Source organism: Desulfobacula phenolica (assembly GCF_900105645.1).
GTDB lineage: Bacteria > Desulfobacterota > Desulfobacteria > Desulfobacterales > Desulfobacteraceae > Desulfobacula > Desulfobacula toluolica.
In genome coordinates, this window is record NZ_FNLL01000005.1 from 119,582 (window position 1) to 132,867 (window position 13,286).

At 38.2% G+C, this 13,286-nt stretch carries 9 protein-coding genes and 1 tRNA gene; 4 read left to right on the forward strand and 6 right to left on the reverse strand.

The window, feature by feature from the left end; genetic code table 11:
- The 6 genes from BLT94_RS09530 to BLT94_RS09555 all read right to left on the reverse strand — a co-directional run bounded on the left by BLT94_RS09530 (position 1) and on the right by BLT94_RS09555 (position 8,679).
- On the reverse strand, positions 1 to 3,594 hold the full coding sequence (locus BLT94_RS09530; RefSeq protein ID WP_175530312.1) for a DUF3683 domain-containing protein: 3,594 nt from the start codon (positions 3,592 to 3,594) through the stop codon (positions 1 to 3).
- 5 nt (positions 3,595 to 3,599) lie between these two features.
- A complete protein-coding gene (gene serA / locus BLT94_RS09535; RefSeq protein WP_092233286.1) occupies positions 3,600 to 5,180 on the reverse strand; it encodes a phosphoglycerate dehydrogenase in 1,581 nt (526 codons plus the stop codon).
- Positions 5,180 to 6,268 (reverse strand): 3-phosphoserine/phosphohydroxythreonine transaminase, encoded by a 1,089-nt coding sequence (gene serC, locus BLT94_RS09540; protein ID WP_092233289.1) that lies wholly within the window; start codon positions 6,266 to 6,268, stop codon positions 5,180 to 5,182. The genes serA and serC overlap by 1 nt, the downstream gene beginning before the upstream one ends.
- A gap of 27 nt (positions 6,269 to 6,295) precedes the next feature.
- Complete coding sequence (locus BLT94_RS09545; protein ID WP_092233292.1) at positions 6,296 to 7,903, reverse strand: peptide chain release factor 3; 1,608 nt, start codon at positions 7,901 to 7,903, stop codon at positions 6,296 to 6,298.
- Between the two features lie 166 nt (positions 7,904 to 8,069).
- Entirely contained in the window at positions 8,070 to 8,306 is a 237-nt protein-coding gene (locus BLT94_RS09550; RefSeq protein ID WP_092233295.1) for a hypothetical protein, read from the reverse strand.
- Positions 8,307 to 8,602: 296 nt separating this feature from the next.
- Positions 8,603 to 8,679: transfer RNA gene (locus BLT94_RS09555), tRNA-Arg, on the reverse strand.
- 144 nt (positions 8,680 to 8,823) lie between these two features.
- On the opposite strand from BLT94_RS09555, the gene BLT94_RS09560 reads away from it, so the two are divergent.
- From BLT94_RS09560 to BLT94_RS09575, 4 genes are all read left to right on the forward strand, one after another.
- A complete protein-coding gene (locus BLT94_RS09560) occupies positions 8,824 to 9,783 on the forward strand; it encodes a sigma-70 family RNA polymerase sigma factor (RefSeq protein ID WP_092233298.1) in 960 nt (319 codons plus the stop codon).
- Between the two features lie 60 nt (positions 9,784 to 9,843).
- Entirely contained in the window at positions 9,844 to 11,595 is a 1,752-nt protein-coding gene (locus BLT94_RS09565) for a tetratricopeptide repeat protein (protein ID WP_175530313.1), read from the forward strand.
- Positions 11,588 to 12,349, forward strand: a complete 762-nt coding sequence (locus BLT94_RS09570; protein ID WP_092233304.1) for a hypothetical protein — start codon at positions 11,588 to 11,590, stop codon at positions 12,347 to 12,349. Before BLT94_RS09565 ends, BLT94_RS09570 begins: the two co-directional genes overlap by 8 nt.
- 62 nt (positions 12,350 to 12,411) lie before the next feature.
- Entirely contained in the window at positions 12,412 to 13,284 is an 873-nt protein-coding gene (locus BLT94_RS09575; RefSeq protein ID WP_092233306.1) for an Mrp/NBP35 family ATP-binding protein, read from the forward strand.
- Positions 13,285 to 13,286: the final 2 nt, after the last annotated feature.

The window sequence follows — 13,286 nt, forward strand, 5'->3', positions numbered from 1 at the left end:
TCAAAATGTTACCACCTCATTTCTACGCAAAAGGCGTTTTAACTTTTTTTTCCAGTTTTTTCCGCCTTTAAGAGACGCAAGTTCCACTGCCAGATGGATTGGTTTTAATTTCAAATCATTATGCCTGCCAAGTCCCTGCAGACAGGAAGGGCAATTGGTGAGTATCGTATGAAATGAATTTTCCTCTATTCCTTTTTTAATGGCATCTTTTTTTCGATCCAGCATGCCATTGCTGATATCCGGCCTTGAAAGCGCAAGGGTCCCGGCTTCAGAGCAGCAATATGGAATTTTTTGAATAACATTGTCCGTGCAGCAAGATTTCAACAAATCCAGTGCAGTGTCGTTTAAAGAATCGTGACAGGGTGCATGATATAAATAATTTTTATGTAATTCAAATGTATCATCACTTTTGAGTATATATTCTGAAATATCTTGAATGGAACAGTCAAATATACTGGAAACATCAATTTCCTTGAGCGATTCCATACATGTTCCGCAGCTGATAATACAGGCATCAAATGTAAACTCCCTGAACATATCTCTTATCTGGCTTAAAATAATAATATTTTCAAGGGTAATCCTTTCATAGTCCTCCCGTTTGGCATTGACCAAAAAAGGATAGCCGCAACACATGTATGAAGGAGGTAAAATAACCCTGTTATGATTTTCCAGCAATAAAAAAATAGAGGCCATTGATATTTTTGAAAATATCCGTTCACTTCCGCATCCGGGAAAATAAAAAACAGTTGTGTGAGCTTCACCTTCTGGTTCAAGAATAATGGCTTGGTTTTTATTGGTATTGGGTAACAGCCTGCTTAAGGTTTTACCTTCCGGTTTTGCCACAGGTGTCCGAAGCAATTGAAAATTTCTTGTCTGCTTCAATCCCTTAACATTCTTCAACGGCGATAAAACAGTTGCTGCTGTCCGTTGAACCCTTGCACCAATACCCAGAAGAGCGGTTCTCAAAACAGGATTTAAAATTTTATTTTTAGTTGAAAGGTATTTCAAAGTTATATTGGTTGATATGGGTGTATGCTTGAATCCGATATTATCAAGAATTTCACGCTCTTTGATGGCAATATTTCCAGAATCAATATTAACGGGACATTCAGTAAAACACTTGTGGCAAATGGTACAATGATCGGCTATCTGTTCAATATTTTTTAAAACTTTAAAACCAGTGGATTGTGTTCTCTGGGTTATATACAGCAATGCCTCTATCAATGCACCAATGGATAGGTTCTTATTTCTCGGATGAAAAAACATATTTTTGGCCGGAACAAATACCGGACACTTGGGTTTGCATCTTCCACACCGTACGCAATTGGCAATATTAATGGCAAGTTCTGACAAAGACCCGTGTTTTAAAATCCTGGCTTCAAGTTCCAGCAGATTCAAAGAAGGGGTAAACACCTTTTCAATAATATCCGGTTCAAAAAGCTTGTTAGGGTTCATTAATCCGTTAGGATCAATTTTCTTTCTATAGTCGGTAAACTCGTCTATTGTTTCCTGGTCAAGATGTTTAAATTTTGTAATGCCAATTCCATGTTCACCTGAAACAACCCCTTTCAAGCTAATGGTTTTTTCCATTATTTTGTCAGCTGTTTGATTGGCTCTTTCCATCATTTGGCGGTCATTGGATAAAACCGGAATATTCACATGAACATTTCCATCACCCGCATGCATATGGGTAGCAATGACAATCAGCCTTGACTTGGTTTCTTCATAGATCCTGTTCACATTATCAATTACAAGCGTATAACCTCGCAGATTGCCAATGACTTCCCGGTAAAAATTTTTAGAATGGATATAGGCTTCAAGAGCGTCTCTGGAAGCAATATCCAGTTTTTTTCTTGTTTTATAGGCAAGATCCTTTGCCTGCCCTACCCTTTTTTGCAATAATTCAGGATCTGATAAAGGAATTGCCGTATCCAGATAATGAACAATATTTTGAATGATCTGGGTCTGGTTGAATTTTTTTTCTTCAATATTATACTGATCCACAAATTTTGCAAACTCAGCCAATGAATCAATGGGCAAAACAATATCTTCATTTAATTTAAATGCATTGGTATGGGCGGCGATTGCTCCTAAACGTTTCCTGTCCTGCCAGAACCTTTTGGATTGCCTGTCATTTTCGGCAATACTCAAACCGGTTTTGTCATATGGCTCAAGAATTTTTTCAAGGGTATCAACCCCAGTTTGCAGCCGAAGTTGATCATTGGAAACCATATCTACGAGAAGAACCGCAATAAGCCTTGTTCCCACGGATGTTTTGGTTTTATAATTAATGGCTTTAACATACTCTTCATCAAAATGTTCCAGTGCCATCAAAGCCGGATCATGATTTGCAAATGCCTTACATATATCAGCAATAACAAGCCCTGCCTGGCTCATATCATTGCCGAAAAACTCAATGCAGAATGTCTTTTTAAATTTAAATTCAGGATATAAAATAAATCTGGCAGAAGTTATGATCCCGTCACACCCCTCTTTTTGAAGTCCAAAAAGCCCGTTCAAGGTTTTATTGGTAACATCTTTGCCAAGACCTTTTTTACGCATTTGATTTCCGTTTATGGTAACCGTATGGCTCAACTGACCGTCTTCATGATAAATATCAAACACAACAATATCTTCGGGAAGTGTTTTTCTTAACGGATGATCTTTTCGTTTGACCGTATAGGATACCGCATCCGGCATGGTAATTTTATAGGAGAGTACATTATCAATTGCAGTGCCATACAATACAGCTGTTTTCCCGCCTGCATTTTCCGCAAGATTCCCGCCAATGGTGCATGCCCATGAACTGGTCGGGTCTGTAGCAAAGATAAGTCCGTGTTTTTTTGCCGCTGCCATAGCATCCTGTGTAATGACACCTGCCTCAAGAGTAATGGCAGCATACGGGATATTGTTTTTATCTTTTTCATACTCAATATCTGAAATTTTATTCAATTTTTCAGTATTGAGCATAACACAGGTTTGGGTCAACGGAGTTGCTCCTCCGGTCAAACCGGTGCCGCCTCCCCTTGGTATAATATGAAGTCCCAGGCTTTCAATTTTTTTTACAAGGCTTGGCACCTGGGATTCTTTATCAGGACGCAAAACTGCAAGCGGCATATAAAGACGCCAGTCAGTCGCATCGGTTGCATGGGCAAGAATATTAAACGGATCAAAATAAATATTGCCTTTACCTATAATAGGCGACAACTGCTTTAAAATTTTATTCTGATAAGAACGGATTGTTTTGATTTTTTTTGCAAGTCTTTTCAGTTCAAGTCTGCACTGTTCCAGAACCACAAGAACATCTTCTTGCTGAACACGATTTCCAATCAAGTCAAGGTCGTTTTTAAACTCATGAAACAAGCGTTTTTTGAGCAATGGGTCCTCAACAAGTTCCTGAAAAAGAAACGGATTCCTCTGGATAATAAACAAATCACCCATAAATCTGTGCAAAAGCCTGGAAGATCTGCCGGTATCTTTTTGAAACTCCAGTTTTTTAATAACTTGGAGCAGATCAAATCCGAAAAGATGTTTAATTATCTGATCATCGTCGGCTGAAGTGTAATTATAGGGTATTTTCCTTGTTAAATCCATAATTTCTACAATTCAAAGGTTTTCATACTGATGACAAGTTCCAGGTCTTCGATTTCCTTTATAACCTCAGGCGGAACCGGTGTATCTGTTTCCAAAAATATAATATTCCTGTCCCCGTCCTCTTCTCTGCCCACCATCATACGGCAAATATTGATATTATGTTTTCCAAGGGTGATGCCCATTGAACCTATGGAGCCAGGCTTGTCAAGATTATGAATCAATCCAAGATGCCCTTCTGGAATAACCTCTAAGCGAAATTTATTAATTCTGACAATCCTGGCATCATCCTTGCCGAAAATAGTGCCCTCAAGAAGATTGGTTTCTTCGTCTGTTACTGCTGTTACCCTGATAAGATTTAAAAAATTACCGGCTTCCTTGGACGTAGATTCTGAAATTTTAATTCCCATTTCATTGGCAAAGGTAATTGCGTTAACCGAATTAACCTCATCTTGAACAAAATGGGCAAGCAATGCATTGATGGCGGATATGGTAACGGGTTTAAGGTCCAGATCAGGAAATTTTCCGATATATTCAATGTCCAGTTGCCTTATACCGCCTTTTGTAATCTGTGCCATCATCTTACCCATTTTTCCTGCAAGATACAAAAAGGGTTTAAGCTCTTTTAACAATTCACCGGAAACCGATGGGACATTGACTGCATTCATAACAGTACCATGCAACAAATAAGCAATAATCTGATTTGCTGCGGCCACTGCCACATTTGTCTGGGCTTCTTTGGTAAATGCTCCTATATGGGGAGTTGCAATGACCTGATCAAGCTTTAATAATGGATGATCCCCTGGAGGTTCCGTGGAAAAAACATCCAAAGCAGCACCGGCAACCGTACCTGACAAGACAGCATCATAAAGGGCAGACTCGTTAACAATTCCACCGCTGGCACAATTGATGATCATGACGCCTTTTTTCATCTTGTTAAAGGCCTCAAAATCCAGCAAATCAATGGTGGTATCAATTTTCGGAACATGGATGGAAATATAATCAGAGCGTTCATACAATTGCTCCAAAGAAACATATTCAAACCCGGCCTTTTTAATATGTTCCGAAGAAATATTGGGATCAAAGACAATAACTTTCATTCTCAAGCCTTTTGCAAGGCTTGCCACTCTGGAGCCGATATTGCCGAAACCTATCACACCAAAAATCTTGTTGCAGATTTCCGTTCCCTGAAGCAAATGTTTTTCCCATTTTCCAGCTTTCATGGACTGAGTGCCCCTTGGAATATTCCGGCTCATTGCCATCATCATGGCAATGGCATGCTCTGCTGAAGTCACCGTATTTCCACCCGGGGTGTTCATCACTGCCACACCCTTTTTAGTGGCTTCGTCAATATCCACATTATCAAGACCAATCCCGGCTCTTGCAATCACTTTAAGACGGGTTGCCGCATCAAGGATTTCTTTGGTCACTTTTGTTTCACTTCGGATTGCCAACGCATCATATTCGCCAATGATTTGTTTTAACTCAGCATTTGTCAAATCTGTCTTTACATCAACATCAATGCCTTCTTGCAGTTGAAATATTTCAACGCCTGCCTCCCCTATCTTATCGCTGACAAGAACTTTCATTATGTATTCTCCTTTTCAAAGGATTCCATAAATTCAATTAACGCTGTAATACTCTCCATGGTTGCTGCATTGTAAATGGATGCTCTGCACCCGCCAACCGATTTGTGCCCTTTGAGTCCTCCAAAGCCTTTTTCAGTGGCTTTGGCTATAAATTGTTTTTCCAATTCGTTGCTTGGCAACCGGAAGGTTACATTCATTAAAGACCGCGAAGATTTTTCCACAGTTGTTTTATAAATGGAACTTGTATCAATAAAATCATACAAAAGACCGGCCTTTTTAATATTATATTGTTCCATTTTTTCAAGTCCGCCCATTTCTTGCTCAATCCATTTCAACACAAGATTAATGGTATATATTCCAAAACAAGGAGGTGTGTTATACATGGAATTTTTATATGCATAGGTAGAATATCTCAACATGGTGGGCAAATCAGTATTGGCCGCATCCAGCATATCTTTTCTGATAATAACCATGCAGGTTCCTGACGGTCCAAGATTTTTTTGAGCCCCGGCATAGATCAATCCGAATTTATCCATATCAAGGGGGCGCGAACAAATATCTGAAGACATATCACAAATAATTGGAACTTTGTTTGTATCCGGAAATTCATGAAACTGTGTTCCCTTAATAGTGTTATTTGACGTCATGTGAACATACTTGGCATTGCCTGAAAACTTGATATTTTTTGGAATATATGAAAAATCCTTATCTTCCGAAGATGCCACAACATGATATTTCTTTTTTTGAATCTGAGCTTCTTTTATGGCTTTTGTTGACCATGTGCCGGTATTGATATAATCTGCCTTATCATTTTCAGATAAAAAATTCATGGGGATCATGGCAAATTGAAAAGAAGCTCCGCCTTGTAAAAAAAGGACATGAAACCGGTTATCAAGCTTTAAAAGCCTTTTTGTCCTATCAATGGCATCATTGATAACATCATCAAAATAAGAAGACCTGTGACTGATTTCCGTGATAGACATACCAGATTGATTAAAATTCAAAAAAGAAGACCTTATTTCTTCCAGAACAGGTAAAGGCAAAGCAGCAGGTCCGGCATTGAAATTAAAAATTCGTTTGTCTGTCATCGTTTTCCTTTTGTTTTAATAAGTTCGTTAATTATGTTCACGGGTTTTATGAAATTGAATCTGAGGCCACTCTTCCATGACAAATCCCAACTGATACTCACTAGTCGTCAAAAAGGTCAGCCAATCTTCTGAATCCATTGTAAGACTGGATTCATTTTTTCTTTTAAAATCTTTTAATATTGTTTCATCTTCACAAGTAACCCATCTTGCAACGGACAAATCAATTGTTTCATAACCGGCATTTACATTATATTCCGCTTTAAGCCGCGCCATGGTCACATCAAACTGAAGCACCCCAACCGCACCTATAATATGCATATTTCCAAGCAACGGTCTAAAAACCTGTATGGTTCCCTCTTCGGAAAGCTGAGTCAAGCCTTTTTGAAGAGCCTTTGCCTTCATTGGATCTTTTAAAATCACCCGTCTGAAATGCTCTGGAGCAAAATTGGGAATGCCTAAAAATTTTAAAGGTTCCTTGGTTGTAAACGTATCACCAATTTTGATGGTTCCATGATTATGTATTCCAATAATATCTCCGGGATAGGCTTCCTCAATATTATTTCGTTCCTGGGCCATGAAAATTGTGGCATTGGAAATTTTAATTTCTTTGCCAATTCTATGGTGTTTTACTTTCATTCCTTTGGTAAATTTTCCGGAACAGATCCTGAAAAAAGCGATTCGATCCCTGTGTTCCGGGTCCATATTAGCCTGAATCTTAAAGGTAAATCCGGAAAATGCATTTTCATGGGGTTCCACATCCCGTGTAGCCGTGGATCTAACTCCTGGTTGAGGTGCAATTTTGACAAAAGTATCCAACATCTCTTTTACCCCGAAGTTATTAATGGCCGAACCAAAAAAAACAGGGGTCTGGGTACCATTTAGATATAAACCCATATCAAAAGGATCTGATGCTCCGCAAATTAATTCCACACTTTCTCTGAGCTGCTCAGCCTGACTCTCGGAAATGAGTTCATCAAGCCTACAATCCGATAAATCATCAATGATAACACCATCATTATTTTTTGGTGTGTACCCGGGAGAAAAGATACCCAACTCTTTTTTTTCAAGATTATAAACCCCTTTAAACCGCTTGCCCATGCCGATTGGCCAGGTCAAAGGAACACACTCAATCTGTAGTTTGTCCTCAATATCTTCAAAAAGATCAAGCGGTTCCATTCCTTCTCGATCCAGTTTGTTAATAAAGGTAATGATGGGAGTGTTTCTCATTCGACAGACTTCCATCAATTTCTGAGTCTGTGGTTCAACCCCTTTTGCATTATCGATTATCATGACTGCACAGTCAACAGCAGTCAAAACTCTGTAAGTATCTTCAGAAAAATCTTTATGCCCTGGAGTATCCAGAAGATTAATTTCATATCCTTGATAGGTAAACTTCATAACAGAAGAAGACACACTTATTCCTCTTTCCTGTTCAATGGACATAAAATCACTGGTGGCAGCCTTTGCAACTTTTCTGGATTTTACAGCACCAGCTTGTTGTATGGCACCGCCAAACAAAAGTAATTTTTCAGTCAAAGTTGTTTTGCCTGCATCAGGATGGCTTATGATCGCAAAGGTTCTGCGCTTATTAATTTGATTTAAAAGGTTTTTATCTATATTATTATTTGAATTCATTAACTTCGAATTCCTTATACGCTAAATTTTAAGGGTTGGAATCTAACAGTATTTTTTTTATTTATCAATAAAAAAATATTTTATCATGACAAATTTTAAATAATTTCAAATTATTAGAAGAGAGTATTAGATTTAATTTTTCGCAATTAATAGTGGTTATAACGTGTTAATCTTCAGATTGTTTCTTGATTTTTTGTCTCTTTTTTATTTTAAAAAAATCATAGGCACCCCATGGAAGCAAAACTACACTTAACACTTTATTAAAAGTTGCATGTTCAACCATATCAGGGTTATTTGTCAGCCAACCATCCCAAAAGCACCATAAACCAAACCCGATCAATAAAATTGTAAAAATATAGGGACTCATCTGAGGTGGATCGGATTTTTTGTCCTTTTTTTCCATTTTAGACCTCAAATTTAATATTCATAATGCTTATTTCGACCCAATTAAATATCAAAGCTCAATTCAAAAATTATTTCATACAAAATAACATCAACTCGATAGAGGATCAATACTTTTTGATCAAAATCAGTTCACACTGATATTTAATAAACACATAAAGCCCACCGTTTTTAGAAAGTTTTACATGCTTGGGTTGGAATATTCCACCAATTATCCTCAAATTAAGGCGTGGCTATATTGGGACAATAAAAACAAAAAAGGTTTTCAACGAAAAGCTGAAAACCCTTGATTTTAAATGGTACGCCTGGCAGGATTCGAACCTGCGACCTACGGATTAGAAGTCCGTTGCTCTATCCAGCTGAGCTACAGGCGCAAACAAAAAGGACTTTTATCAAATTCATTTTAAATTGTCCACAAAAAAATACAGTATCCATTTTTTTTGTGCAAAACATATTGCTTTTATCGATATTATGGTATGGTGTATTAATTTTTATCAAAACATCTTAAGGTATATTGAATGACAAAAAAGATCGACCAGGAGAACAAAAACAAAGGAAGATTGACAAAAAAAGATTTTCTGATTCCCGTACAAAAGGCAAAAACTTCAAGCTCAAAAGCACTTGTAAAGTCAGACCCTATTCAAAGCTATCTTAACGAAATCAGCAGGTACAAGTTGCTTACAAGAGAGCAGGAAATTGAGCTTGGTAAAAGAATCCAGGAAGAAGAAGATCAGGAAGCGGCATATATTATGACCACATCCAATCTGCGGCTAGTGGTTAAAATTGCCCTTGAATTCCATAGAATATGGGTTCAGAACCTTCTGGATTTGATCCAGGAAGGCAATATCGGACTTGTGAAAGCTGTCAAAAAATTTAACCCATATAAAAATGTTAAATTTTCATATTATGCATCATTCTGGATAAAAGCCTATATCCTCAAATTTATCATGGATAATTGGCGAATGGTGAAAATCGGAACAACTCAGGGGCAGCGCAAATTGTTTTTCAGACTAAAAAAAGAGAAACAACGACTGATTGAACAGGGATTTGACCCAAAACCCAAGCTGTTGTCAGAACGGCTCGGGGTATCGGAAAAAGAGGTGGTTGATATGGATCAGAGATTGGCCAACTGGGATTTGAGCCTTGATGAACCGCTAAAGAACGATTCAAATACGGAAAGAATTGAATTCATAAATGTTGAGGCTGATTCATCAGAAGAACAGGTTGCCAAAAAAGAGATTGAAGATATTCTGCATACCAAGGTCAATGAATTCAAAAAGTCCCTTAACAATAGAGAACTGGATATATTTGACAGAAGAATTTTCTCAGACAGCCCTGAAACTCTTCAGGAAATCGGAGAACAATACTCCATATCGCGCGAACGGGTAAGACAGATCGAAAACAATATCATAAAAAAAATGAAAGCCTTTTTCAAAAAAGACATGCCTGATTTCGACATGTATGACCACAGCCAGTAAAAGACAACTTGTCATCATTATACTGCAATTTGCTATCATTAAAATAAGGTAATGCGAACCATGAAAAAAAGTCTTGTTTGTATTCTTCTCATTTTTATACCGTTTTTTTTTCTTACCGGCTGCACACAACTAAAAACAAGCCGGCAGCATTCTGAATCTCAAACCGGTAAGACAAGCAATTCAAAAGAAGAAAACGATCTGTCTTCAAATTATTACTACCTTGAATCAAGAATACACATTCAAGACAAAAATTTTCAAAAAGCCATAATTTCTCTGGAAAAGGCCCTTGACCAAGATCCTGATTCATTCATATTAGCACAGGATCTGATCTGGTTATACCTGAGACAAAACGACAACGACAAAGCGTTGGAACTCTCAGAGAAACTGGTCCTGAAAAATCCTGATAATGTTGATGCGCTGCTGCTGCTTGTCCAGTTAAAAAAGAATTCACTTGATGAAAAAAAACTGGTTGAAATTTTAAACCAAGTTATAGAGCTTGACCCAAAAAACAGAGAAATATTTCTTCATCTTGGCAAAATATACATGGAAAAGGAAAACTACACAGAGGCCCTGATATTGTTTAAAAAAATGGTGACCCAGTTCCCTGACTATTATGTAGCACGGTTTTATCTGGGCCAGGTCAATATGATTCAAAAGCAGTATGGCCTTGCAAAAATCCAGTTTTTAAAAACAATTGAACTTGAACCGGATCTTTTAGAACCAAGGTTTCAATTGATAGAAATCTACAGCACTGAAAACATACAGGATAACAAACAAAAAATTATAGAGACCTACGAGGAAATACTCGAAATAGAACCGGACAATAATCGGGCAAAATTAGGGATGGCCCTGCACTATTTTAAAAACAACAGAAAAAAACAAGCTGAAAACCTGTTTTTAGACCTTGGCCGGGACATTGAAACCAATTCCAGGCTGGTCATGGTTGCAGTGGACGAATATCTTTCCGGTCAAAAATATGAAGATGCCGTCATTGTCTTTTCCCAAATGCTGAAAGCAGACCCTGACAACTCAACTTTGAACTTTTTCACGGGCATGTCCTATGAAGCTGTCGAGGACTTCAAAAAAGCTATTTTTTACTATTTAAAAATAAAACCAGACCACTCCCAATATAAGAAAACCATTTTAAATATTGCCATGCTTTACAAACGTCTCGGAGAAGAGACGTCTGCCAGAAACTATCTTGAAGACAAATACAAGCTCTTTCCAAAAGATATTGACATCATCATCTATCTGGCCTCTTTTTATGAAAAGGACAACAACTATGACAAAGCAATTGACCTCTTTAAAAAAGGCCTGGAAGATTCTCCTGAAAACACATCTTTATTATTCAGGCTTGGCGCATTACAGGACAAGGCGGGTTTTGCAGAAAAAAGCATGATCACCATGAAAAAAATCATTGAGATTGATCCAAATGATGCCAGCGCATTGAACTACCTGGGATATTCATATGCGGATCGGGGTATCAAACTTGATGAAGCCCTTTTGCTTCTTAAACGGGCCTATGAACTACGGCCTGATGACGGGTATATCACGGACAGCCTGGGCTGGGTTTATTATAAACTGGGCCAATACCAAAAAGCCGTGGAATACCTTGAAAGAGCCGCCCAATTAACATTTTTTGAAACCATTATATCCGATCATTTAGGGGATGCCTATCAAAAAACCGATCAGTTTAAAAAAGCCCTTGAAACCTATAAAAAAGCTTTGTCCAATGCCAAAGATGAGGACAAAAATAAAATCCTTGAACTTAAAGAAAAAATCAACGCTGCCCGAAAGAAAATAGATGAATAACCAAACTCTTTTATCAAGCACAGCTTTTATCCTTGCGGTTATCCTTACGATCTCTGGTTGTGCATCAATTCGGCCTGAAACAGATCCGTTACTTGACAAAAAAGCCTTACGCCTCTCCAACCAGGCAAAATCGTTCAATCAACACATTCTGGCAAGCAAGGGAAGCGGCTGGGCAAAACTTGAAACCAAAACCCGCGCAGAAAAATTCAGAATTGCATGGGCTGCGGTCTTTCCAGATAAAGTCAGGATCACCTTTCTTTTATCCGGCCTGCCCATAGAAACCATTATTACCAATGGAGAAAAAATAACTTTTTTTTCACATACAGGAGAACATTCCAAATACTCATATAATTCAAAAAATCCTGATATGGAAAAATATATCCATGTTCCGGTCAAAATGTCTGAACTGATATTGCTTTTATTGGGACGATTACCGCTTAAACCATTTGATGATGCATATTTTTCAGTATCTGATTCTTCCTTATCCACACTTATATTAAAACAAAAATGGAAAAGAACGGCACAGCAACTCCATTTTAATAACAATGGAAATGTTGATGATCTTATATCCACAGATCCTGCCGGAAAATTATTATATAAAATAACCCCCACAAAATATAACACATATGATTTTGGTGATATTCCCATAAAAATTGAGATTCAAGACACAAATGAAAGAAAACTGACACTGGGAATTACAGACTTTATTGCCAATCCTCCCATAAAAGAATCTGTATTCCTGTTGACAGAATAAGGATAATGATCATTATTACGGAGTGATATGCTAACGATATTTCTCAAAGGAGATGTTATAAAATGATTCATGAAAGTGTTGACAAAGCCAAAAAGGGAAGCAGCTGCCCGTCACAAAGCGGTGGCCAGAATATGGATGCCAGACAGCAACAAGAAGAAATAGCAATTAAGGCTTCTCTTTCAAAAATAAAACACAAAATTTTTGTCTTAAGCGGTAAGGGAGGGGTGGGGAAAAGCAGCGTATCTGCAAACCTTGCGGCCAGCCTTTCAAAAAAAGGGTATAAAACAGGCCTGATGGATGTTGATGTCCACGGCCCATCCATTGCACAGATGCTGGGACTGACAGGAATTATGGATATTTCTGAAAACCAGCTTTTGATTCCCAAACAGGTCAATGGAAACCTTAAGGTTGTTTCCGTCCAGTCATTGATGCAGGACCAGGACCAGGCCATTATCTGGAGAGGCCCTGCCAAAACAGGCATGATCAAACAATTTGTCAGTTCAGTGGACTGGGGAGAGCTTGATTTTTTAATTATTGATGCGCCTCCGGGAACCGGTGATGAACCCTTGACCGTTGTGCAGACCATTCCCGATGCTTTGGGCGTCATTGTTACCACACCACAGGAAGTGGCATTGGCAGATATCAGAAAATCCATCTCCTTTTGCAAGACGGTTCGCTTAAAAACCCTTGGAATTGTGGAAAATATGGCTAGCTTCAAATGCCCGCACTGCAACGAACCCATTGACCTGTTCAGTTCAGGCGGTGGTGAAAAAACAGCAAAAGCCCAGGGTCTTGAATTTTTAGGCTCCATACCTTTTGACACACAGGTAGTCGTCTCAGGAGACAAGGGTATTCCAGTGATGTTCCAGGACGAAGAAACTGAATTTACAAAAGCATTTGAAACCATAGTGGAAAACATTACCAAACAATTGTAGTC

Coding starts and splice junctions, on each gene's coding strand:
- BLT94_RS09530 (WP_175530312.1), bottom strand. CDS start 3,594: ATGGATTTAACAAGGAAAATACCCTATAATTACACTTCAGCCGACGAT.
- serA (WP_092233286.1), bottom strand. CDS start 5,180: ATGAAAGTTCTTGTCAGCGATAAGATAGGGGAGGCAGGCGTTGAAATA.
- serC (WP_092233289.1), bottom strand. CDS start 6,268: ATGACAGACAAACGAATTTTTAATTTCAATGCCGGACCTGCTGCTTTG.
- BLT94_RS09545 (WP_092233292.1), bottom strand. CDS start 7,903: ATGAATTCAAATAATAATATAGATAAAAACCTTTTAAATCAAATTAAT.
- BLT94_RS09550 (WP_092233295.1), bottom strand. CDS start 8,306: ATGGAAAAAAAGGACAAAAAATCCGATCCACCTCAGATGAGTCCCTAT.
- BLT94_RS09560 (WP_092233298.1), top strand. CDS start 8,824: ATGACAAAAAAGATCGACCAGGAGAACAAAAACAAAGGAAGATTGACA.
- BLT94_RS09565 (WP_175530313.1), top strand. CDS start 9,844: ATGAAAAAAAGTCTTGTTTGTATTCTTCTCATTTTTATACCGTTTTTT.
- BLT94_RS09570 (WP_092233304.1), top strand. CDS start 11,588: ATGAATAACCAAACTCTTTTATCAAGCACAGCTTTTATCCTTGCGGTT.
- BLT94_RS09575 (WP_092233306.1), top strand. CDS start 12,412: ATGATTCATGAAAGTGTTGACAAAGCCAAAAAGGGAAGCAGCTGCCCG.